Below are 21,367 nucleotides of genomic sequence, written 5' to 3'. Positions count from 1 at the left end.
ACCGTCATGCCCGTTCACCCTGGATGCCGTCGGCACCGGGGGCGGCATCCGGATCGACCGGTGTCACCGTCGACGGAGCGGCGGTCCCCTCTCCTGCCGGACCAGGCTCAGGCGTCGCACCGGATTCCGGCTCGGCGACCGGGTCGGCAGGTCGCGGCGGGATCACGGGCTCTTCAGGAGTCGGAGCGGGCTCCGGAGCCGTCGCGCCTGGCGTGATCCGCTCGCCGTATCGCGGCGGCTCATCGAGGTTGACCGGCGGTCGCACCGGTGCGACCTTGTTCGCTCCGAGAACCTGACGTGCCTTGCCCAGCGATGTGGACAGGACCGTGACTTCGTAGTGGTCGGCGGCGAACTGCGTCACGCTGGCGAAGTCGCGCCGGCGGCGGACGATTGCGTAGGTGACGAGGCTCAAGAGCATCCCGACCGCGACGCCGATGAGGACGAAGCCGAGGAAGAGCTGGATCGGCACCTCGGGGTTGCCGAGCACGAGGATCGCGGCGAGGAACAGGCCGATCAGCACGCCGTTGATGGCCCCGGAGCGCGCGGCTGCCGCATACCCCAACTTGCCGGTCACGCGTTCGACCGTGCGCACGCTCTGGCCGACGATGGCGATGTCACGCGCCGGCACCTCCCCGGCGATCAGCTTCGAGACCGTCTTCTGCGCGCTCTCGTAGTCGCGCATCGACGCGACGATCTCGCCGGTGTCTGTGCCACTCGCGGGCCGGTTCAGCATGCTCATCCGGCTATTCTTCCACGCGCACCGTCGGACGGCCCGAGGCGCGACCATCCCGCCGGAGACCTGAGCCGCCGACTACTCTGGAGAAGTGAGCACACAACGGGTTTTCGCCGCGCGCCTGGCCGGGTGCGCCGTCTTCGATCCCGTCGGCGACCGGCTCGGCAAAGTCCGGGATGTCGTCGTCGTGTACCGAAGTACCGCGGCACCACGTGTGATCGGCCTCGTCGTCGAGATTCCGGGACGACGACATGTGTTCCTCTCGATCGGTCGGGTCACCTCGATCCGCTCGGGCCAGGTCATCACCACCGGACTCATCAACGTGCGGCGCTTCTCGCCCCGGGCGGGTGAGGTGCGAGTGCTGGCCGAGATGCTCGGCCGGCGCGTGAGCTTCGTCGACGACAGCGGCACCGCCGTGATCGAAGACGTCGCGATCGAGCCGAACCGCCTCGGCGAATGGGCCATCAGCCAGCTTTTCCTCCGCCGCCCGAAGACCAGCGCCTCCCCCTTCGCGAAAGGTCCGACGACGTTCGCCGCCTGGAGCGAGGTCGCCGAGCAACGTGCACCCGGTGAATCGCAGTCGGCTGAGCAGCTCGTCGCCTCGTACTCCGAGCTGCACGCCGCCGACCTCGCCAACACGCTCCTCGACCTTCCGCAGCAGCGCATGATCGAGGTTGCCGAAGAACTGTCGGACGACCGCCTCGCCGACGCCCTCGAGGAGATGCCCGAAGACGAGCAGGTGCACATCCTCGACCGTCTCGGTGACGAGCGCGCGGCCGACATCCTCGACCAGATGGAACCGGACGATGCGGCCGACCTCCTCGCCCAGCTCGCCCCCGACCGCCTGGAGCAGCTCCTCGAGCTGATGGAACCGGAGGAGGCCGAAGACGTCAGGATGCTGCTGCGCTACGGCCCGGACACCGCCGGCGGTCTGATGACACCGGAGCCGATCATCCTCTCTGCCGACGCCACTGTGGCCGAGGCTCTGGCACTGATCCGCCGTCACGAGCTGCACCCGGCGCTGGCCGCCGCTGTGTTCGTTACCCTGCCGCCGTTCGAGACGCCGACCGGGCGCCTGCTCGGCCTCGTGCACTTCCAGCGCATGCTGCGCTACCCGCCGCATGAGCGCCTCGGAGCGATCCTCGACGACAGCCTCGAGCCGGTCCCCGTCACCGCGTCCGCGGCCGAGGTGGCACGACTCCTGGCGAGCTACGACCTCGTCTCGCTCCCGGTGATCGACGCGGCGCACCGGCTCGTCGGCGCGATCAGCATCGACGACGTGCTCGACTACCTCCTCCCCGACGACTGGCGTTCGCACGACAGCGACGACACCACGTCCGCGGCGAAGGAGATGCGCTGATGCCCCGCTCTCCGCGCCTCGATGCACCAGGCCGCACCACGACACGGCCCCGGGCGTCTTCCCGCGACCGCTTCGGGCGCTTCACGGAGTGGGTGGCCCGCGCGATGGGCACACCGACCTTCCTGCTGCTGCTCAGTCTGTTCTGCGTGGCCTGGATCGTCTGGAACACCCTGGGCCCCGACGAGCTGCGCTTCGACGACGCCGCCCTCGGATTCACCGCCCTGACCCTCATGCTCTCCCTGCAGGCCTCTTATGCCGCGCCGCTGATCCTGCTCGCCCAGAACCGCCAGGACGACCGCGACCGCGTGCAGATCGAGCAGGATCGCCAGCGCGCGGAACGCAACCTTGCTGACACCGAGTACCTCGCCCGGGAGATCGTGGCGCTGCGGATGGCGCTCGAGGAGCGCAATTCGCAGGCCGTCACGCGAGACGTTCTCCGACAGGAACTCAAGGCCCTTCTCGCCGAGCTCGAAGACGCGCCGGAGAAGCCTCGACCCGGCTCCGACTCGTGACCGACGCGGAGCGCGTCCGTTCGGCCGTCGCCGCGGTGACGGATCCGGAACTGCGCCGCCCCATCGGCGACCTCGACATGGTCCGCGAGATCGCCGTCGACGGCGACCGCGCCCACGTCGGCATCGTCCTGACGATCGTCGGCTGCCCCGCGGCGGCGAAGATCGAGTCAGATGTGCGCAACGCCGCGGCCTCGGTTCCCGGCATCACGGAGGTCGAGGTCGAGGTCGGCGTGATGACACCGACCGAGCGCAAGGCCCTCACCGAGAAGCTCCGCGAGGGCAGACCGGCACGGCACATGCCATTCGGCCCTGATTCCCTCACCAGAGTGATCCTCGTCTCCAGCGGCAAGGGAGGCGTCGGCAAGTCGACGGTGACGGCCAACCTCGCCGTCGCCCTCGCCGATCGGGGACTGTCGGTCGGTCTCGTCGACGCAGACGTGCACGGATTCTCCATCCCCGGACTCCTCGGCATCCCGGCCGGCACCCAGCCCACCCGTATCGACGATCTGATGCTGCCGCCGGTGGCGCACGGCGTGAAGACGATCTCGATCGGCATGTTCCTCCGCGACGGCGAGTCTGTGGTGGCGTGGCGCGGACCGATGCTGCACCGCACGGTCTCGCAGTTCCTCACCGACGTCTTCTTCGGAGACCTCGATGTGCTCCTGATCGACATGCCCCCGGGAACGGGCGACATCGCGATCTCGATCGGCCAGCTCCTCCCCCACGCGGAGGTGCTCGTCGTGACCACGCCGCAGACGGCCGCAGCTGAGGTCGCGATCCGAAGCGGCCTGGTCGCACGGCAGACGGGGCAGCGCGTGATCGGTGTCATCGAGAACATGGCGGCCTACACACTCCCCGACGGCACCGTCATCGACCTGTTCGGTTCCGGCGGCGGCGCTGCCGTCGCCGAGGCACTGTCCGAATCGGGGACCGCCGTGCCGCTGCTCGCCTCGATCCCGCTGAGCCCGGCGCTCCGCGAGGGCGGCGATGCCGGCATCCCGATCGTCTCCGGAGAGACGAAGGATCTCGCCGCTGCGACGATCAGCGACATCGCCCGCACCCTCGCGCAGCAGGGCCGCGGCCTGTCCGGTCGTTCACTGCCGATGTCGATCGGCTGAGCGCGCATGGGAGAATGAACCGTGCCGCCACGCTCCCTGACCGTCGATGAGAGTCTGCTGCGGCGGATGGCGCGAGATGCCGCGATCTACTCGCTGACCCGCCCCGTCGCCCTCCTCATGTGGGTCGCCCTCGCCGCAGCTCTCGTGCTGAGCATCCTGAACCTCAGCACACCCGTCGCGCCAGGGGAAGAGGGCCCGTTCGGTGCGGGTTGGATGCCGGTGCTCATCATCGCGCTCGCGGGCTTCGCCATCGTGATGTCGGTGTCGGGCGCGCGAACCGCCGTCCGGATCGCGATGCCCGTCGAGACCGTGGTGTGGGTGTCGCTCGAAGATGACCGACTGCAGATGGGAAGTGGCCGCCGGCGGTCGGAGATCCCGTACCGCACCTTCCAGAATCTACGCGTGGGCAAGGATGCCGTGCTGCTGAAGCTGCGCGGCGCATCGGTCGCGACCGCGATCCCGCGTGCCCTCCTCACTGACGAGGACATCGCAGTACTTCGCTCGCGGATCGTCTAAGCCTCGATGGATGTGGTCCAGGCCGCGTCCGCATCGCCGGCGCCGCGCGCGCGTCTCCGACGCGCAGCCAGCCTGCGGATCATGATCACCACGGGCAGCAGCACCGCCATCGGCGGACAGAACACCGCACCGAGTGCCAGCAGCGTACCCACGGCGTAGTCGCTGCCCCCGTTCCGGCCGAGCCCGACGGAGCCGTTCCCGAACGCATCCCCCGCGAGCAGGAACTCACCCTCATACGTATCGAGCGAGTCGATGCAGGTAACGGTGTGAAGACCCGCATCGATCGCGGCAAACTGCGTGCGCTGCTCGAACCCGCGCTTCGGAGTCATCCACCACAGCGTGTCGTCCCAGGAGAGCGAGGGGCCGGCTCGCTCTGGCAGCTCGATGCCGTCCGGCGCCGTCACCGTGCACTCCATCGTCCCGAACGCTGCGGAGATCCCGCTCCCCCAGACACCGACCCGCTCGCCCGCGGAGAGCTCGATCTTCACCGAGCGTCCGATCGGCACCGCGTCGGCATCGCCGACTGACGAAGCGATCGGGGTGACCCACAGAGTCCAGATCAGCAGTCCTGCCAACGCGCACAGCGCGGAGAAGCCGAAAGCCACGGCATCGCGATCGGCGAGCCGCCCGCGGCTCACGTGGCTTCGGGATCGAACGGCGGCCGGTTGGTGGCGCTGAACTCCTGTGGAACGGCACGGGGAGCGATCGGTTCGGCGATCGTCTCGCGTGCCTGCACCGGAGTGGCCGGCTGCGGCTCCTCCATCAGTGCGTCGCGGATGATCCGGCGCGGGTCGTACTGACGCGGGTCGAGCTTGCGCCAGTCGACATCGTCGATCTCCGGCCCCATCTCGTCGCGCACCCTCGACTTGGTGGCGCGGAGGTACTCGCCGGCCTTGCGGACCATGCGGGAGAAGCCCTCTGCTGCCCGCGGAAGACGCTCCGGACCGATGATCATGACCGCGATGAGGCCGATCAGCAGCATCTTCTCGAAGGTGAGCCCGAACGTCATCTGTACAGGCTACCGCCGCGCCTGCGGTCCCCGCACTCACGGAGCGAATACTCTGGAGAGGATCACAGGGGCAGGCAGGGAGAAACAGGCCATGAGCGAGCATGACGCGAACGCGCGTTTCCTGCGCGAGTCCATCGTGGAACCGGACGCCATCACCCGAGCCCGTGCGCATGCCGTCGAGCTGGGCGCGATGCCGATCAGCGCCGTCGTCGGCTCTCAGATCGCGGTGCTCGCCGCCGCGACCGGTGCCCGCTCCATCGTCGAGATCGGGACAGGCGCCGGAGTCTCCGGCCTCTGGTTGCTGCGTGGCGCGCCTCAGGCCGTGCTCACCTCGATCGACAACGAACCGGAGCATCTCGCCGCCGCGCGGCAGGCCTTCTCCGACGCGAAGGTGCCGTCGACCAAGGCCCGATTCATCACCGGACGCGCCATCGACGTGCTTCCACGCATGAACGAGGCCTCTTACGACATCGTGCTCGTCGACGCCGACCCCGAGCACGTCATCGAGTATGTCGAGCACGGGCTGCGTCTGGCTCGCACCGGTGGACTGGTGCTGGTGCCTCGCGTCCTCGCCGGCGGCCGCGTCGCCGATCCCGTGCAGCGCGACGAGGTCACCTCCGCCTACCGCTCTCTCGTGCAGGAGACCCAGGAGTCCTCGGCCGTGCTGGCCACGCTCTCCCCCGCCGGTGAAGGCCTGCTGCAGCTGATCAGCCTCGCCGAGCGCGACTGAGCGCAGAGCTACCGGACGAACAGAAAAAGGCGGTGGATCCGTGGATCCACCGCCTTTTCGGATCCGCAGATGCGGATCCCAGGTCGATCAGGCCGGCGTCACGACGGCGGCAAGCACGTCGTGAAGCTCCTTGGCCTCGGCGTCGTTCACGGAGACGACCAGGCGGCCGCCGCCTTCGAGTGGAACGCGCACGATGATGAGTCGTCCTTCTTTCACGGCTTCCATAGGTCCGTCTCCGGTCCTCGGCTTCATCGCTGCCATCGTGGCTCCCTTTCCTCCGGTGGTATGGGATGAGTTTATCGGGTGTCACCGGGACCTGGAGGTCACAGAGCAACAATTGGGTCGAGCTTCGCCTTCAGGGCACCTGCCAGAACGTGCTTCCGAGCGCATACACGTGGTAGATCCAGAGCCACTGCCCCACGAGACACGAGGCCAGGATCCCGACCCGCCAGAGGCGGGATCGGGGAACCGCGACCGCACCCCACAGCGGGCTGAGCGGCAGGAGCAGGCGGAATGTGCTCGACTGCGGGAAGAAGACGGCGAGCAGATACAGCAGGTAGCTCGCGCTCCACAGGCGGAGATCCGAGCCGAGCGCCCGCACCTGTGGGGCGTACAACAGAGCCGCCGCAGCGCCCGTGACCAGGAGCACGAGCGCGATGGGCCCCCACCATTGCGGCATTCCCCAGAGCGTGAACCAGAACTGCGAGGCCTGGATCCAGCCCTCGAACGGCAGGAATCCACCGACACCACCCGTGATCCAGTGCTGACGCCAAGCGAGTTCGGTCGCGAGATAGGCGCCGGGGTCGCCCGTCACGATCCCGGCGATCACCTGCCACGCGAACCCCGTTGCGCTCGCCAACGCCCCGAGTGCGAGGATGTGCGCGATCTCACGCCCGGTGAGCGGGTCGTCCTTGCGGTGCAGCCAGCGCAGCACGCCGTGCAGGCCGAGATACAGGGCGAAGGCGAGGACACCAGGACGCGTGAACGCCATCACCGGGATGAGGACGTAGAGCCACGCGTAGTTCCGCCGCGTCGTCGCATCGAGGGCGAGGAACAGCAGCAACAGGAACAGGGTCTCCGCGTAGCCCACCTGGAACATCGCCGCGATCGGCCCCGCCGCGAAGAACACCACCGCCCACATCGCCGCGGAGCTCCCGATGCGATCACGAAGCAGCCGGTGAAGCGCGAGGCAGGCCAGGTACCCTGCCACCAGCGACAGCAGGAACGCGCCGGCGCCCCATGACCCCAGCAGCAATCCGAGCACCTTCGCCGCATATGCGAACACCGGCATGAACGCCCACGCGTTCTCGGCCACATCGCCTGAGTCCGTCAGCGGAAGCTCTGTCGGGTATCCGTTCTCGGCGACCAGCCAGTACCACTGCGCGTCCCAGCCGAGAACGAAGTCGGCGAGCCCCGCACCTGCCCCGAAGCGGGAGACGCCGGTCGACAGCGATGCCGCCACGAGCAGGAACACGGTGGTGATCACCCGAGCGACGAGGTAGATGACTCCGATGCGGACGGCGACCGGCATCCGCGCCCAGCGACGGGCTGTGCTCAGAGCGAGGTGAGCCATGCGCGCAGGCCCCGCTCGACGGCGTCGATCTGCGCGAGCGGCACGCGCTCCTCGTCGTGATGAGCGAGATGCGGGTCGCCAGGACCGTAGTTCACAGCCGGGATGCCGAGGGCCGAGAAGCGGGCGACATCGGTCCAGCCGTACTTCGGCCGCGGCTCTGCGCCCACCGCCGCCACGAACTGCTTCGCGATCTCGGCATCGAGCCCTGGGCGCGCACCCTCGGCCGCATCCGTGATCTCGATGTCGAAGCCGGCCAGGACACCGCGAAGGTGGGCCTCGGCGTCGGCGGCCGACTTGTTGGGGGCGAACCGGTAGTTGACCTCGACCTCGCAGGCGTCCGGGATGACGTTCCCCGCGACTCCCCCGGTGATGCGCACGGCACTCAGGCTCTCGCGGTACAACAGCCCTTCGACCAGCACCTCCTTGGCGCGGTACTCGGCCAGCCGGGTGAGGATCGGCGCCGCACGGTGGATCGCGTTCTCGCCGATCCAGGCGCGCGCACTGTGCGCGCGCACGCCGGTCGTGCGCACGATCGCCCGAAGCGTGCCGTTGCATCCCCCCTCGACCTCGCCGTTCGAGGGCTCACCGAGGATCGCGAAGTCGGCCTGGAACAGGTCAGGACGCACGGCCGCGAGCAGACCGAGGCCGTTCTTCGACGCCTCGATCTCCTCGTTGTCGTACCACATCCAGGTGATATCGATCGCGGGGTCGGTGAGCTCTGCCGCGAGCTTCAGCTGCACCGCGGTGCCCGCTTTCATGTCGACCGTTCCGCGCCCCCAGAGGTAGGGGACGCCGTCGATCTCGATGTCGCGGGTGGGTAGATTCGCGTTGATCGGCACGGTGTCGATGTGCCCGGCGATCGCGACCCGCTGCGCGCGGCCCAGATCGGTGCGGGCGACGATCGTGTTCCCGTGCCGGAAGACCTCGAGGTGGGTCAGCGGGGATATCGCCGCCTCGATCGCATCGGCCAGCGTCTTCTCGTCGCCGGAGACGCTCGGGATGTCGCAGATCGCACGGGTGAGGTCGACGGAGGACGCGGTCAGATCGAGCACCATGGGTCAAGCCTACTTACCCCGTCATGCGTGAGGTGGCCGCGCCCCGGGAGCGCTAGCGTGGAGGGATGAGCGACGCACGCACGGTATGGGCCATCGGACTGACCACGATCGCCGGAGACGGCACGGTCCTCGACGCGTGGTACCCCGAGGTCCGCACCGGCGAGCTGGCCACGGACGAGGCGGCGCTGGCCGAGCTCGCACCCCTCGCCGGTCGTGACGAACAGCGCAATGTCAGCGTCGAGGTTGTCCAGCTGCAGATCGACCTCGACGCGGCCCCCGCCTCGACGGCGGACGCCTACCTTCGCCTGCACGCGCTCTCCCACCTCGTGGTGCGCCCCAACGAGCTGAACCTCGACGGCATCTTCGGGCACCTGCCGAACGTCGCCTGGACCAACGCCGGTCCTGTGCTGCCCGCCGACGCAGCCCGTCTGCGGCCGCTCCTGCAGCGCGCCGGCATCCAGGTGCAGGGGCTCGACAAGTTCCCCCGTCTGACCGACTACGTGCAGCCGTCCGGCGTGCGGATCGCAGACGCCTCCCGCGTCAGACTGGGCGCCTACCTCTCCCCCGGAACGACGGTCATGCACGAGGGGTTCGTGAACTTCAACGCCGGAACGCTGGGTGCGTCGATGGTCGAGGGCCGCATCTCGCAGGGTGTCGTCGTCGGCGACGGCAGCGACATCGGCGGCGGATCCTCGATCATGGGCACGCTCTCGGGTGGCGGCACGCATCGAGTGTCGATCGGCGCGCGCACCCTGCTCGGGGCGAACGCCGGAATCGGCATCTCGCTCGGCGACGACTGTGTCGTCGAAGCGGGCCTCTACGTGACCGCCGGCACCAAGATCGTGCTGATCGACGGCCCTGTGACCGCTGACGGCGGGCGCAAGACCGTGAAGGGTGCAGAACTCTCCGGCCAAGATGGACTGCTCTTCCGCCGCAACTCCCTCAGCGGTGCCGTCGAGGCCGTTCGCCGCGCCGGTGTGGGCGTGACCTTGAATGAGGCCCTGCACGCCTGAGGGCGAGGCCTGAACGACATCTGAGCACCTGCGCCGGAAGCCGACGACCCGCGCAGGAGGCGGCATGCAGCCGACGGCATGCGTGCCCTGGTAGACTGATCCTGTTGCCTGGACCGCCGGTCCGACAACATCGTCGTCGTCACGGGGTCTCCGAGGACCGAAGCGAGCGGAACTGCTCCCACCACCAGCTATAGCTGGCCTTTCGAACGGCGAACCGATGCGCAATTCCTGCGCCGTCGCCCACCTCACCCCTTATCTTGCGCCGTTCACTCGTGCGCTGACGGAGTTTCTGCATGTCAACTTTCCTTGAACTCGGCGTCCCCGCCGAGCTCGCCGCCGTTCTCGCCGATTCCGGCAAGACCGAGGCGTTCGCCATCCAGCGCGACACTCTTCCCGACTCCCTCGCGGGTCGCGACCTCCTGGGCCGCGGACGCACGGGCAGCGGCAAGACCATCGCCTTCGCTCTGCCGCTCGTCGCGCGTCTCGCCGCTTCCGGCGGACAGCGCCGTGCCGGCCTCCCGCGCGGACTCGTCCTCGCCCCCACCCGTGAACTCGCGACGCAGATCGCCGCGACCATCGCGCCTCTCGCCGAGGCCGCGGGCCTGCGGGTCACGACCGTATTCGGCGGCGTCAGCCAGCGCCCGCAGGAGCAGGCGCTGCGCGGCGGCGTCGACATCGTCGTCGCCTGCCCCGGCCGGCTCGAAGACCTCATGAAGCAGCAGGTCGTGCGCCTCAGCGCGATCGAGGTCACTGTGCTCGACGAGGCCGACCACATGGCCGACCTCGGCTTCCTGCCCGGCGTCACCCGCATCCTCACGGCGACTCCCGCCGGTGGCCAGCGCCTGCTGTTCAGCGCGACCCTCGACCGCGGCATCGACACCCTCGCCCGCCGCTTCCTCTCGAACGCCGTCAGCCACGAGGTCGACGAAGAGAGCGTGCCGGTCGGCGAGATGACGCACCGCGTACTGGTCGTGGACTCCCCCGACAACAAGACCGCCCTCGTGCGCGAGCTCGCGTCGGGCACCGGACGTCGAATTCTCTTCACCCGCACCAAGCACCAGGCGAAGAAGCTCGCGAAGCAGCTCACAGCCGCCGGCATCCCTGCCGTCGACCTGCACGGCAACCTCTCGCAGAACGCCCGTGAGCGCAACCTCGGCGCCTTCTCCGCCGCCCCCGAAGACGGCGGAGTGCGCGTTCTCGTGGCGACGGATGTCGCGGCCCGCGGAGTGCACGTCGACAACGTCGACCTCGTCGTCCACGTCGACCCGCCCGTCGAGCACAAGGCATACCTGCACCGTTCAGGCCGTACGGCTCGCGCCGGCGCTGCCGGCACCGTCGTGACGGTCGTGCTCCCCGAGCAGCGCCGTGACGTCAAGGACCTTCTGCGCAAGGCCGCGATCAGCGCTCCCCTGGAAGACGTGACGACCGCTGCGATCACCGCTCTGGTTCCCGAACGCGCACCGCACGTGCGCCCGGCCCCGGTGCAGGCACAGCAGCAGCAGCGCCCTTCCTCGAAGCAGCGTCCTGCCGGCGGCGAGAAGAGCGGTGCGGCCAACCCGCCCTCGCGTCGCAGCCGTCGCCCCCGCTCCGGCGGTGCAGGCACCGGCCAGGGCGGGAGCTACTCCACCCAGAGCGGTGGCCAGTCCCGCCAGGGCGGCCAGTCCCGTCAGGGCGGCCGCAGCTCGCAGGGCCGCTGAATCCATCTGAGCCCGATGTCTGTCTGAACTCAGACGATATCGACGCAGCGCCCCCGCCATGCATCTCGCATGACGGGGGCGCTGTGCGTTCCGGCAGTTGGTGAGGGGCTGCCTAGGCGGGCACCCCGGCCACGGACCGCTCCGGCTCACCCTCAGCGCTCGCTGCTTCTCCCGCCGCGGGACGCAGCCGGCGGATTCCCGAGGGAAGCGCGATGGAGATCACGGCCGCCAGCGCGAGCACTCCTGCACCTACCCAGATCGCGGGGATCGCTGCGTCCACGTAACCGGTCGGGGTGAGAGTACCGCCCGCGCCGACGAATACCGCTGTCAGCACGGCGACGCCGAGAGCGACGCCGATCTCGCGCAACGTGGAGTTGGTGCCGGAGGCCTTGGCATGATCGTCCGGCTGCATGTTGACGAGCACCGCCGTCGAGCTCGGTGCGAAGACGAGCCCCATGCCGATCCCCGCCAGCAGGAAGGGCGGCCACATCGCGGCATAGTCGAGGGTGGCGGAGAGCGTGAGCGCGATCCAGCTGAGCGCGACGGCGAGCATGGTCAGGCCGAGGAGGATCGGGAGACGCGTTCCGGTACGCGGCGACAGCATCCCGGTGAGCGGCGCCACGATCATGGGCGCCAGCGTCCACGGCATCGTCATGATGCCCGCCTCGAGCGGCGTGTGCCCCTGAACCACCTGAAGGAACTGGATCAGGATGAACACCGCGCCGAAGATCCCGAAGCTGAAGGTCACACCCACGAGGTTCGCCACCGTGAAGCTGCGGTCGCGGAACAGCCGCAGCGGCAGCAGCGGGTGAGCGGTGCGCCCCTCCCAGATGACGAATGCCACGAGCAGCAGCGCACCGGCGACCAAGGAACCGACCACCTCGAGGCTGTCCCAGCCCGCGTCGTTGCCGCGCACGATTCCGTACACGACACCCAGCACACCGGGGCCGGCCAGCAGCAGGCCCACCAGGTCGGCTCGCACTCGAGCACCGAAGCTGTTGGGGAGAGCGACCAGGATGAGCGGCACGGCGAGGATGCCGACCGGGACGTTGAGCCAGAAGATGGTCTGCCAGTTCCATCCCTCGATCACCGCTCCTCCGATGAGCGGTCCGGTGGCGACCCCGAGCCCTGCGACACCTCCCCAGATGCCGATCGCGGCAGGGCGCAAGCGCTCGGAGACACTGCCGACGAGCAGGGTGAGCGAGAGGGGCATGAGGGCCGCCGCACCGACACCCTGGATCGCGCGCGCGAGGATCAGGATCGACGGTTCGGTCGCGAGCGCTGCGCCGGCGGAGGCGAGCGTGAACACGGCGATGCCGGCCAGGAACACCGTACGGCGACCGAAACGGTCCCCGAGGCCCACGGCGAGCAGCATGAAGGTGGCGAAGCTCAGCGTGTAGGCGTTGATGACCCACTGCAGCTCTTCGATGGATGCGCCGAGCTCGCGTGAGATGACAGGGAGCGCGCCGGTGACGACGAGGTTGTCGAGCGTCGCCATGAACATCGGCAGCGAGGCTGCGACGATCGTCAACCAGACGGGCAGACGTCGGGCGGATGAAGTCATGAGAACCCCTTGTTGTTATTGAATGATTACTTACCTCCGAACAGTAGTAATCAACTGATAACCTGTCAAGCGTGAACGAGAAGCAGAGCGAACGCATCCCCGCCACCGAGCGTCGCGAGCAGATCCTCGCCGCGGCGAGCCTGGTGTTCGGCGAACGCGGCTACTTCGGCGCCACCACCGACCAGATCGCCAAAGCGGCGGGCATCAGTCAGCCCTATGTCGTCCGGATGTTCGGCACGAAGGAGACACTGTTCGTCGAGGTTCTGGCGCGGGCGAGCGGCAAGCTTCTCGACACCTTCGCCGCCGTGATCGCAGAGTGGAGGAGCGTCTCGGGGGCACCCGACCGGGAGCTGGGCCGCCGGCTCGGTTCCGCCTACGTGAACCTGGTCGAGGACCGAGGCATCCTGCTGTCACTCATGCAGGCGTTCAGCATGGGCCACGATGCCGTCATCGGCGAACGCGCCCGCGCGGACTTCCTCAAGATCTATCGGATGCTGCGCGATGACGCCGGCTTCACCCCGGAGGAGGTGCGCACATTCCTCGCCGAGGGGATGCTGCTCAACACCCTGCTCGGTCTGCGCCTCCCGGAGCAGTACGGCACGGATGAAGCGACGACAGAGCTGCTGGAGTGCACATTCCAGACCAAGCTGCAGCTCGTGCTCGACGTGGTCGGCGAAGACGCCAAAGAGCCGGCGACGGCGTGAGGAACGCGTCGCCGCCCCTCCCCTAGCGGGTTGGGAACGACCGCTCGGGCGATCCCGTGTACAGCTGCTGCGGGCGGCCGATCTTGGTCTGCGGGTCGAGCTGCAGCTCACGCCACTGCGCCAACCAGCCGGGCAGACGACCGATCGCGAACAGCACCGTGAACATGCGCGTGGGGAACCCCATCGCCTTGTAGATCACGCCGGTGTAGAAGTCGACGTTCGGGTACAGACGACGCTCGCGGAAGTAGTCGTCGGCGAGGGCGAGCTCCTCGAGCTCCTTGGCGAGGTCGAGCAGCGGATCGGTGACACCCAGCGAGGAGAGCACCTCGTCGGCTGCTTCCTTGACGAGCTTGGCGCGAGGGTCGTAGTTCTTGTAGACCCGGTGCCCGAAGCCCATCAGCTTCACGCCCTCTTCTTTGTTCTTCACCCGCTCGACGAAGCGCGAGACGCTCTGTCCGGAGTCGCGGATCTGACCGAGCATCGTCAGCACAGCCTCGTTCGCGCCACCGTGCAGCGGGCCGGACAGGGCCTGGATGCCGGCGGAGACGGACGCGAACTGGTTCGCGCCGGTGGAACCCACCAGACGCACAGTCGAGGTCGAAGCGTTCTGCTCGTGGTCTTCATGCAGGATGAGGAGCAGCTCGAGAGCCTTCGACATCACCGGGTTGACCTCGTACTCCTCGCTGTGGACGCCGAAGTTCAGCTTGAGGAAGTTGTCGACGAAGCTCAGCGAGTTATCCGGGTAGAGGAAGGCCTGGCCGACACTCTTCTTGTGCGCGTAGGCCGCGATCACGGGAAGCTTGGCGAGCATGCGGATCATGTTCAGTTCGACATGCTCAGGGTTGTGCGGGTCGGTCTGACCCTCGTAGTACGTGGAGAGGGCTGCGACAGCCGAAGAGAGCACCGACATCGGGTGCGCCGTGTGCGGCAGCGCCGAGAAGAACCGCTTGAGGTCTTCGTGCAGCAGCGTGTGGCGACGGATCTTCTCGTCGAAGTCTGCGAGCTCGGAAGCCGAAGGCAGCTCGCCGTAGATCAGGAGCCAGGCCACCTCGAGGTAGCTGGTGGAGCCCGCGAGCTGGTCGATCGGGTAGCCGCGATAACGCAGGATGCCCTTGTCGCCGTCGATGAATGTGATCTCGGACTTCGTGGAGGCCGTGTTGACGAATCCGTAGTCGAGCCCCGTGTAGCCCGTCTGGCGAGTCAGCGTCGAGAAATCGATGCTGTCGTGCCCAGCCGTGCCGCGGAGCACCGGGAATTCAGCGGTGGTGTCGCCGATCGTCAGCTTCGCCGTCTGGTCTGCCGCTGCACTCACGCGGACCTCCTCGTAGTGTCCGCACCCGCTCGTCGCGGTGGTGTCGAACAAGATCTTGATCAAGCCTGAACTGGCGATCTCACGGCGCTGAGGCACCTGGTCGGGTCACGACCGGATCGCCTTTACAGCCTAGTAGTCACGCAGGCCTACTGTGACATCCGCCAAACAGATGGCCTCCGCAAGGAGGGAACCTACAGCTTGCCGCCGGCGAGCCGGCGAGCAGCCTCGAGCACGCGGTCGGTGGGCGCCGTCAGCGCGAGCCGGACGTGCTGTGCGGACTCCGCTCCGTAGAACGGGCCAGGGCCTGCGAGGATGCCGAGATCGGCGAGCCGCCCCATCGACTCCCAGGCATCGCGCCCCTCGGTCGCCCACAGGTACAGTCCTGCCTCCGACCCGTCGATGCGGAACCCCGCGGCTTCCAGAGCAGGACGCAGGGCATCGCGCCTGATGCGATACAACTGCTTCTGCGCGGCGACATGCTCATCGTCTCCGAGAGCTGTGGCCATGGCATGTTGCACCGGGGCAGGCGGCATCAGTCCGAGATGCTTGCGGGCCGTGAGCAACTCGCCGACGATGCGCGCACAGCCGGCCACGAAGGCCGCCCGGTAGCCGGCCAGATTCGACTGCTTGCTCAAGGAGTAGACACTGAGCAGATTCGCGCGGCTTCCGCCCGTCACCCGCGGGTCGAGGATCGAGGGGATCGGCTCCGTCGCCCAGACGCCATCCCAGCCCAGTTCTGCGTAGCACTCGTCGCTCGCGATGACCGCTCCGAGTTCGCGTGCACGGCGCACGGCCGCGGCGAGCTCGTCAACGGTCCAGGTGCGACCATCGGGGTTGCCGGGGGTGTTGATCCAGATGAGCTTGGTGCCATCCGGCCAGTTCGCGGGGTCGTCTTCGGGCAGCGGAGTCGCACCCACCACGCGGGCGCCGACCTCGTATGTGGGGTAGGCCACGCGCGGATGCACGACGATGTCTCCGGCACCGAGGCCGAGCAGGGTCGGCAACAGTGCGACGAGCTCTTTCGAGCCGATCGTGGGCAGGACGTTGTCGACCCTGAGGTCGAGCACTCCCCTGCGGCGCGCATACCAGTCGACGATGGCTTCGCGCAGGCTGGGCGTACCCACGGTCTGCGGGTACGCGTGCGCATCGGTGGCCTCGGTCAGCGCCCGCCGGATGATCTCGGGAGTCGGGTCGACCGGCGAGCCGACAGAGAGGTCTACGAGCCCTTCAGGGTGCTGTTCGGCACGCTCGCGGAACGGGATGACAGCATCCCACGGGTAGTCGGCGAGGTCGCGGATGCTCACGGAAGCGCCTACTCGCCCTGCGGCGGGAGCGCTGCGATGACGGGGTGGTCGAACGCGTAGACGCCGACCTTGGCAGCACCACCGGGAGAGCCGATCTCGTTGAAGAACTCGACGTTGGCCTTGTAGTAGTCCTGCCACTCATCGGGCAGATCGTCTTCGTAGTAGATGGCCTCGACCGGGCAGACCGGTTCACATGCACCACAGTCCACGCACTCGTCCGGGTGGATGTACAGAGACCGTTCACCCTCGTAGATGCAGTCAACGGGGCACTCGTCGATGCAGGCTCGATCCTTGACATCGACGCACGGGAGGGCGATCACATACGTCACCCCAACAGTCTACGACTCGCGGGACTCGTGGTCCTGCGCGGCCGGCGCCTCCGTGCGAATCGGAGCGCGGGAGACCGAGGGCCAGGCGATGACCAGCAGCACGATTCCGGCCACCAGATAGGTCCAGACCTGACCGGCGAACGAAGCCGGGACCACGACCGATCCCCCCGGGCCGACACCTGAGATCAGCACCAGCATCCCGACCACCCCGAGACCGGCGGCCACCGCAGCGCCCCGGTCGTGGGTGAGCGCGCGCACGGCGATGAGGATCGCCGCACAGGCGATCGCGGCGATGATCATGCCGATCGGAATCGGCCCCCACATCACACTGTGACTGATCGTTCCGGCGACGCCGTAGACGCCGCCGACCAGGGCAGCAGCGATCCACGACAACACTCTCGAAACCCAGCTCACGCGCACCTGTCGATCTTACCGACGAGCCCTGGACCCGGTGTGGACGAGGGTCAGGCGGCAACGCCGACGAGGCGCAGGAGGGCGGCCACGACCGCCGCTGCCACGACGACCACGAGGAACGACTGCCTGAGCCACAGGAGCCCTCCCGCGACCAGCAGCGCGGGTACGCGGGCATCCACAGTGATCGCCTGGCCGTCACCGAGCGTCTGCACGGCGACGAGCGCCGCGAGGAGAGCCACCGTCAGAAGGTCCGAGATCCGGGCCGTGCGGGGCGCCTCCAGCACCTTGGGTGGCACCAGGTATCCGGCAGCCTTCAGTGCGACACAGATCAGCGCCGCGAGGAGGATCGCACTCCAAAGGCTCACGAGGTCACCTCCGAGCCGGTATCTGTCCGGCCGCCTGTCGGGGCTGCGGGACGCCCCAGCCAGTTGAACCAGCCGACCACGATCGCGACGACGGCGGCGACGAGCACCGGAAGCCCCGGCATGAGGAAGGGTGTGAAGGCCGCGGCGACCACCGCTGCAGCGACACCCACCGCTACCGCCTGGCGCTGCTTGAGGCGCGGCCAGAGAAGGGCGAGGAAGGCCGCCGCAGCCGCCGCATCCAGCCCCCACGTCCGGGGGTCGCCGAGCACGTCGCCGACGAGGGCTCCGATGAGGGTTGTGACGTTCCAGCCGATGAATATGCCGATGCCGGTCACCCAGAAGCCCACCTGCCGCAGCCGCGAATCGCTCTGCGAGATCGCCACCGCTGTCGACTCGTCGATCGTGAAGTACGCTGCGGCGGCCTTGCGAACAGGACCTCCTCCGACGATCGGCGACATGCGCATGCCATAGGCGACGTTGCGCACGCCGAGAAGCGCGGCTGACGCGATCGCAGAGGGGAGGGCAGCGAGGCCGCCGGCGGTGAAGACGCCGACGAAGGCGAACTGCGATCCTCCGGTGAACATCAGCAGGCTCAGCACACAGGTCTGCCAGACATCGAGGCCGGACGCCACGGCCAAGGCACCGAAGGAGACGCCGTAGGCGCTGGTCGCGAGCACGACCCCGAGTGCTTCGCGCCAGACCTCACGCTCCGCGGTCATCACGCCGTCCGCGCCTCGGTGTTCGCTTCAGTGAACGCATGGTCATAATTCTGAACACTGCGGATCGGATAGTCAAGCGAACGAACGTTTGACATGATGAACACATGGAGGAACTCCGCACACGCATCGCCCGTACCCTGCGCCGTGAACGGGAGGCAGCGAACCTTTCGGTATCCGAACTCGCTCGGCGCGCGGGCATCTCCAAGGCGACGGTCTCCCAGCTCGAGAGCGGCGCCGGGAACCCCAGCGTCGAGACCCTGTGGGCGCTGGGGGTCGCGCTGGGAGTGCCGTTCGCGGTGCTCGTCGATCAACAGACCAACGCGCCGACGCTCATCCGCGCGGACGACCTCGCTGGCGTGCCGTCCTCTGCCGCCGCGTACAGCGCGACGCTGCTGTCGGCGAGCCCACCCGGGGCCCGTCGCGACGTCTACCTGATCCAGGCAGAACCCGGCGATGCCCGCCGATCGGACCCGCATCACCCAGGAACCATAGAACACGTGGTCCTCATCGCCGGACAGGCACTGATCGGTCCTATCGGCGAGCCCGTGCTGTTGAATCCGGGCGACTACCTCACCTACGCCGGCGACGCCCTGCACATCTTCGAGGCGACCGCCCCCGGTACGAGTGCCGTCCTCATCTCCGAACTGCGCTGAGCATCATTCCGATCCGGCAGCGGGCGATGGATCGGGAATCTCGTGCGGCCGGTACTGCGGCAACCGAGAGGCCGGAAGGATCGCCAGCGCGCTGATCCCCGCGAGCAGGAGCAGTCCGAGCTTGAGCGTGCCGAGCCGAGACGCCTCGTTGACGGCGACAGCGGCGTCGACCTGCACCGGCGTCGCATCTGTGGCCTCGAGCGCAGCGCGCAGATCGTCGTTGCTGATGAAGTTGAGGTCGTCCATGTCGACTTGAGCGACGAGCGACGGCGGCAGCTCGGGGTGCTCCACGACCGCGCGTCCGACGCTGAGACCCAGAAGCGACACCAGCAATGCCCCCGCGAGGGCCGTACCGACTGCCGAAGCGAGATTCTGGGTGGTCCCCCGTAGAGACCCGACGTCTCCGGCGAGCTCGGCGGGGGCCGCCGTCACGAGTACGTTGAACACCAGTGTGACGAGCGCACCCTGTCCGATGCCGAACACGATGAGACCGGCGATCGTCGGAATCGTCTCCCAGTTGTTGTTCACGACGAACGACAACCACACGAGAGCGGCCGTGGTGAGGATGAAGCCGACCACGCCGATGGCTCGAGGCGGGAAGCGCTTGTACAGCCGTACGACGAGTGTGGCCGTGACGAAGACCGTGAGGTTGAACGGCATCATCGCCATGGAGGTGTCGAACGGGGTGCGCCCCTGGACGATCTGGATGTAGAGCGGAATGGTGAAGTTCACGCAGGCTTCCAGCGCCACCACGATGAACATTGCGTACACGGCCGCGCGCTCCCGCGACGATCCGAGGACGCTCAGGTCGATGAGCGGAACCTTCCCATGTGCCATCCGCTTCCTGGTCCAGAGGAAGAAAGCCTGGCCGAGCACCAGGCCGACCACGATGAAGATGGGTGCCGGCGACAGCCCGAGCACATTGAAGGGGGCACTTGCGGTGGCCGCAACAGCACCCCAGGAATTGAGATTGTTGAACCCCAGCGTCAGCAGCACTATCGCGGCGCCGATGAGCAGCGATGCGACGAGATCGATGCGGATCGACGCGTCCCCGCGGTCCCCGCGAAGCGTGAAGCTCAGAGCGAAGACGAGGACGGCGATCCCCAGCACGATGAAGAACATCGGCCGCCAGCCGACCAGCGTGCCCAGGGTCCCTCCGATCAGGAAGGCGCTGACCCCGGAGATCGCCCGCGCGGACCCGATCGCGCCGATGGCGGTCGCCTGCTGCGGGCCGCGGTAGTTCTCGGCGATGAGTGCCACGATCGACGGCACGATGATGGCGGCCGCTGCCCCTGCGACCGCCTGCCCTGCGATGGCCCAGCCCACCGTCGGCGAGAGGAGCATCATCACCGACGAACCCGCGAACAGCGCGATGACGATGCGGAAGATCGTGACCCAGCCGATCCGCTGCCCGAGCTTCGCACCGGTCATCACGAGTGCGGCAACGGCGAGGCCGTACATGACGATCGTCGTGCTCGCGACCGTCGGAGGGACACCGAACTCGCTCACCATTCCGCCGAGCGAGATCGGTAGCGCCGCGACGTTGAACGACATCAGCACCTGCGCGAAGAACAGACTGACCATCGGCAGCCATGAGGTCTTGGTCGGATTCTGTGACGTCTGGGTCATGACGGCTCCTACGGTGCGGACGAAGGGACGGACTCGGGGTGATGCGAGCGTGCAGGCGCCGATGCGAACAGGTTGAGGCCCAGCGCGCGCGAGAGATATCCGATCGCCATCTGAGAACGGACCGAGTTGCCCGCCTCGTCGAGACGTGGCGAGAAGCCGGCCGCCGCGCCCTTGCCGGGAGCGACCGCGACGATGCCTCCGGCGACACCTGACTTCGCCGGCAGGCCGATCTCGAACAGCCAGTCGCCCGATCGCTCGTACAGACCGGTGGATGCGACGACGGAGAGCGTGTCACGGCACACCTCTTCGGAGACCACCCGTTCACCGGTGACGGGGTTCACACCGCCGTCCGCGAGCGTCGCGCCCATCACCGCCAGATCGTGCGCCGTGACGCTGAGCGCGCATTGACGCGTATAGACGTCGACGACCTCGTCCGGATCCCCCGCCAGTCGGTCATAGCTGCGAAGCAGACGACCGATCGCGCGATTGCGGTCGTTCGTCTCCGCCTCAGATGCGTAAACCACCCCATCGAGGCTCAAGGGGCGTCCCGCGAACGCCGACAGCCCTTCGCGGACACGCTCCCACTGCTCGACCGTGGTCGCACCCGGCATCAACGCGGTCGTCGCGATCGCTCCCGCGTTGACCATCGGGTTCATGGGGTGCCCGCTGTTCAGTTCCAGCGCCATCACGGAGTTGAACGCGAGTCCGGTGTTGTTCACTCCGACGATCTGCCGAACGCGCTCGTGCCCGTGCTCCTGGATCGCCAGGGCATAGACGAACATCTTCGAGATCGATTGGATGGAGAAGGGATGGAGCGCATCACCGGCGTCGTGCAGCCCGCCGCCCACCTCGATGACGGCCAGACCGAACAGCTCCGGATCGACCTCGGCGAGCACGGGAATGTAGTCGGCGACCCGGCCACCGCGCTCCTCCGAATAGCGGGAGTGCGCGTCGCGCACGATCTCCTCGACACGATCCCACCCGGGCAATGTGCCGGTGGACACCTCTTGCCGGACATCGCGCCACGCCACGGGGTCGAGCACATCTCCTCCTCGGAT

24 protein-coding genes are annotated in these 21,367 nt (G+C 68.0%); 9 read left to right on the top strand and 15 right to left on the bottom strand.

The features are described from left to right. Nucleotides 1-4 precede the first annotated feature (4 nt). Complete coding sequence (locus ACIQTX_RS08960; protein ID WP_402971395.1) at nucleotides 5-739, bottom strand: general stress protein; 735 nt, start codon at nucleotides 737-739, stop codon at nucleotides 5-7. A gap of 85 nt (nucleotides 740-824) precedes the next feature. Between ACIQTX_RS08960 and ACIQTX_RS08955 the strand changes: the two genes are divergently transcribed. Genes ACIQTX_RS08955 through ACIQTX_RS08940 form a run of 4 tightly spaced genes read left to right on the top strand, consistent with a single transcriptional unit; the run spans nucleotide 825 to nucleotide 4,239 of the window. Next, nucleotides 825-2,093, top strand: a complete 1,269-nt coding sequence (locus tag ACIQTX_RS08955; protein ID WP_028503638.1) for a magnesium transporter MgtE N-terminal domain-containing protein — start codon at nucleotides 825-827, stop codon at nucleotides 2,091-2,093. Continuing rightward, nucleotides 2,093-2,605, top strand: a complete 513-nt coding sequence (locus ACIQTX_RS08950) for a DUF1003 domain-containing protein (RefSeq protein WP_402971392.1) — start codon at nucleotides 2,093-2,095, stop codon at nucleotides 2,603-2,605. Before ACIQTX_RS08955 ends, ACIQTX_RS08950 begins: the two co-directional genes overlap by 1 nt. Next, nucleotides 2,602-3,723: an Mrp/NBP35 family ATP-binding protein gene (locus ACIQTX_RS08945; protein WP_402971389.1), complete on the top strand. Its 1,122-nt coding sequence runs from the start codon at nucleotides 2,602-2,604 to the stop codon at nucleotides 3,721-3,723. Before ACIQTX_RS08950 ends, ACIQTX_RS08945 begins: the two co-directional genes overlap by 4 nt. Before the next feature lie 21 nt (nucleotides 3,724-3,744). Further along, nucleotides 3,745-4,239 (top strand): YcxB family protein, encoded by a 495-nt coding sequence (locus ACIQTX_RS08940; protein ID WP_028503635.1) that lies wholly within the window; start codon nucleotides 3,745-3,747, stop codon nucleotides 4,237-4,239. Here ACIQTX_RS08940 and ACIQTX_RS08935 read toward each other — a convergent pair. Continuing rightward, the gene (locus ACIQTX_RS08935) at nucleotides 4,236-4,877 is read right to left on the bottom strand and encodes a hypothetical protein (protein ID WP_402971386.1); all 642 of its coding nucleotides are present in this window, start codon (nucleotides 4,875-4,877) and stop codon (nucleotides 4,236-4,238) included. The genes ACIQTX_RS08940 and ACIQTX_RS08935 overlap by 4 nt on opposite strands. Beyond that, the gene (locus ACIQTX_RS08930) at nucleotides 4,874-5,248 is read right to left on the bottom strand and encodes a translocase (RefSeq protein ID WP_028503633.1); all 375 of its coding nucleotides are present in this window, start codon (nucleotides 5,246-5,248) and stop codon (nucleotides 4,874-4,876) included. The genes ACIQTX_RS08935 and ACIQTX_RS08930 overlap by 4 nt, the downstream gene beginning before the upstream one ends. Before the next feature lie 91 nt (nucleotides 5,249-5,339). Between ACIQTX_RS08930 and ACIQTX_RS08925 the strand changes: the two genes are divergently transcribed. Further along, nucleotides 5,340-5,978 (top strand): O-methyltransferase, encoded by a 639-nt coding sequence (locus ACIQTX_RS08925; RefSeq protein WP_028503632.1) that lies wholly within the window; start codon nucleotides 5,340-5,342, stop codon nucleotides 5,976-5,978. Nucleotides 5,979-6,065: 87 nt separating this feature from the next. Here the strand turns inward: ACIQTX_RS08925 and ACIQTX_RS08920 are convergent, their stop codons facing one another. From ACIQTX_RS08920 to dapE, 3 genes are all read right to left on the bottom strand, one after another. Next, on the bottom strand, nucleotides 6,066-6,239 hold the full coding sequence (locus ACIQTX_RS08920) for a DUF3117 domain-containing protein (RefSeq protein ID WP_067122349.1): 174 nt from the start codon (nucleotides 6,237-6,239) through the stop codon (nucleotides 6,066-6,068). A gap of 94 nt (nucleotides 6,240-6,333) precedes the next feature. After that, nucleotides 6,334-7,551, bottom strand: a complete 1,218-nt coding sequence (locus tag ACIQTX_RS08915) for a hypothetical protein (RefSeq protein ID WP_402971381.1) — start codon at nucleotides 7,549-7,551, stop codon at nucleotides 6,334-6,336. Beyond that, complete coding sequence (gene dapE, locus ACIQTX_RS08910; RefSeq protein ID WP_402971379.1) at nucleotides 7,533-8,606, bottom strand: succinyl-diaminopimelate desuccinylase; 1,074 nt, start codon at nucleotides 8,604-8,606, stop codon at nucleotides 7,533-7,535. Before dapE ends, ACIQTX_RS08915 begins: the two co-directional genes overlap by 19 nt. A gap of 65 nt (nucleotides 8,607-8,671) precedes the next feature. Here dapE and dapD point away from each other — a divergent pair, with 65 nt between their 5' ends. Further along, a complete protein-coding gene (dapD, locus tag ACIQTX_RS08905; protein ID WP_402971376.1) occupies nucleotides 8,672-9,619 on the top strand; it encodes a 2,3,4,5-tetrahydropyridine-2,6-dicarboxylate N-succinyltransferase in 948 nt (315 codons plus the stop codon). A gap of 293 nt (nucleotides 9,620-9,912) precedes the next feature. Next, on the top strand, nucleotides 9,913-11,316 hold the full coding sequence (locus ACIQTX_RS08900; RefSeq protein ID WP_402971374.1) for a DEAD/DEAH box helicase: 1,404 nt from the start codon (nucleotides 9,913-9,915) through the stop codon (nucleotides 11,314-11,316). A 112-nt stretch (nucleotides 11,317-11,428) separates the two neighbouring features. Here ACIQTX_RS08900 and ACIQTX_RS08895 read toward each other — a convergent pair whose 3' ends face one another. Further along, complete coding sequence (locus ACIQTX_RS08895) at nucleotides 11,429-12,880, bottom strand: DHA2 family efflux MFS transporter permease subunit (protein WP_402971371.1); 1,452 nt, start codon at nucleotides 12,878-12,880, stop codon at nucleotides 11,429-11,431. Between the two features lie 71 nt (nucleotides 12,881-12,951). Between ACIQTX_RS08895 and ACIQTX_RS08890 the strand changes: the two genes are divergently transcribed. Then, nucleotides 12,952-13,584: a TetR/AcrR family transcriptional regulator gene (locus ACIQTX_RS08890; RefSeq protein ID WP_402971368.1), complete on the top strand. Its 633-nt coding sequence runs from the start codon at nucleotides 12,952-12,954 to the stop codon at nucleotides 13,582-13,584. A 22-nt stretch (nucleotides 13,585-13,606) separates the two neighbouring features. On the opposite strand, the gene ACIQTX_RS08885 is transcribed toward ACIQTX_RS08890, so the two are convergent. The 6 genes from ACIQTX_RS08885 to ACIQTX_RS08860 all read right to left on the bottom strand — a co-directional run bounded on the left by ACIQTX_RS08885 (nucleotide 13,607) and on the right by ACIQTX_RS08860 (nucleotide 18,027). Then, nucleotides 13,607-14,896 (bottom strand): citrate synthase, encoded by a 1,290-nt coding sequence (locus ACIQTX_RS08885; protein WP_051251273.1) that lies wholly within the window; start codon nucleotides 14,894-14,896, stop codon nucleotides 13,607-13,609. A gap of 191 nt (nucleotides 14,897-15,087) precedes the next feature. Further along, complete coding sequence (gene dapC, locus ACIQTX_RS08880; protein ID WP_402971365.1) at nucleotides 15,088-16,200, bottom strand: succinyldiaminopimelate transaminase; 1,113 nt, start codon at nucleotides 16,198-16,200, stop codon at nucleotides 15,088-15,090. 8 nt (nucleotides 16,201-16,208) lie between these two features. Beyond that, entirely contained in the window at nucleotides 16,209-16,529 is a 321-nt protein-coding gene (gene fdxA / locus ACIQTX_RS08875) for a ferredoxin (protein WP_028503624.1), read from the bottom strand. Between the two features lie 9 nt (nucleotides 16,530-16,538). After that, nucleotides 16,539-16,949: a histidinol dehydrogenase gene (locus ACIQTX_RS08870; RefSeq protein WP_402971362.1), complete on the bottom strand. Its 411-nt coding sequence runs from the start codon at nucleotides 16,947-16,949 to the stop codon at nucleotides 16,539-16,541. A 44-nt stretch (nucleotides 16,950-16,993) separates the two neighbouring features. After that, nucleotides 16,994-17,308, bottom strand: a complete 315-nt coding sequence (locus ACIQTX_RS08865; RefSeq protein ID WP_028503623.1) for an AzlD domain-containing protein — start codon at nucleotides 17,306-17,308, stop codon at nucleotides 16,994-16,996. After that, complete coding sequence (locus tag ACIQTX_RS08860) at nucleotides 17,305-18,027, bottom strand: AzlC family ABC transporter permease (protein ID WP_402971358.1); 723 nt, start codon at nucleotides 18,025-18,027, stop codon at nucleotides 17,305-17,307. Before ACIQTX_RS08860 ends, ACIQTX_RS08865 begins: the two co-directional genes overlap by 4 nt. Nucleotides 18,028-18,131: 104 nt before the next feature. On the opposite strand from ACIQTX_RS08860, the gene ACIQTX_RS08855 reads away from it, so the two are divergent. Next, nucleotides 18,132-18,680, top strand: coding sequence for a helix-turn-helix domain-containing protein (locus ACIQTX_RS08855; RefSeq protein WP_402971355.1), 549 nt, complete (start codon nucleotides 18,132-18,134; stop codon nucleotides 18,678-18,680). A 3-nt stretch (nucleotides 18,681-18,683) separates the two neighbouring features. Here the strand turns inward: ACIQTX_RS08855 and ACIQTX_RS08850 are convergent, their stop codons facing one another. Both ACIQTX_RS08850 and glsA read right to left on the bottom strand, forming a co-directional pair. Then, entirely contained in the window at nucleotides 18,684-20,309 is a 1,626-nt protein-coding gene (locus ACIQTX_RS08850; protein WP_402971352.1) for an MFS transporter, read from the bottom strand. A gap of 8 nt (nucleotides 20,310-20,317) precedes the next feature. Beyond that, entirely contained in the window at nucleotides 20,318-21,352 is a 1,035-nt protein-coding gene (glsA, locus tag ACIQTX_RS08845) for a glutaminase A (RefSeq protein WP_402971349.1), read from the bottom strand. Nucleotides 21,353-21,367: the final 15 nt, after the last annotated feature.

The sequence above is a fragment of the Microbacterium sp. NPDC090281 genome (assembly GCF_044769635.1).
In the GTDB taxonomy this organism is placed as follows: Bacteria; Actinomycetota; Actinomycetes; order Actinomycetales; family Microbacteriaceae; genus Microbacterium.
Note: the sequence above shows the minus strand (reverse complement) of the source record. Positions and strands in the feature narration are given on the sequence as shown.